Source organism: Pseudomonas sp. 32_A, from assembly GCF_017490905.1.
Classification (GTDB): Bacteria; Pseudomonadota; Gammaproteobacteria; order Pseudomonadales; family Pseudomonadaceae; genus Aquipseudomonas; species Aquipseudomonas inefficax.
This window is the reverse complement of the sequence record NZ_JAFGYI010000466.1, coordinates 1-246: the sequence shown is the minus strand read 5'-3', so window position 1 is coordinate 246 and position 246 is coordinate 1. Positions and strand designations below refer to the sequence as shown.

Below are 246 nucleotides of genomic sequence, written 5' to 3'. Positions count from 1 at the left end.
GTGCGAGCATCTTCTCGTCGCGGGCGGAAAAACGCTCTGACGTGGGCAAGGCCACGGTCATCGGCTTCGTTACCGTGCTGCTGTTCCTGGTGCTGGTCAACGTACTGTCGCTGGGCATCATGACCCAGCCGGAACTGGCCGGGCTGCAGAACCCGTCGCTGGCTTCGGTACTGGAGCATATCGTCGGGCCGTGGGGCGCCTTGCTGATCAGTATCGGCCTGGCGGTTTCGCTGCTTGGCGCGCTGC

1 protein-coding gene is annotated in these 246 nt (G+C 64.2%); it reads left to right on the top strand.

Annotated features, from left to right (window positions below):
* Positions 1–246 (top strand): amino acid permease (locus J5M58_RS27460; protein ID WP_207880651.1); only part of this gene is annotated, 246 nt, incomplete at both ends.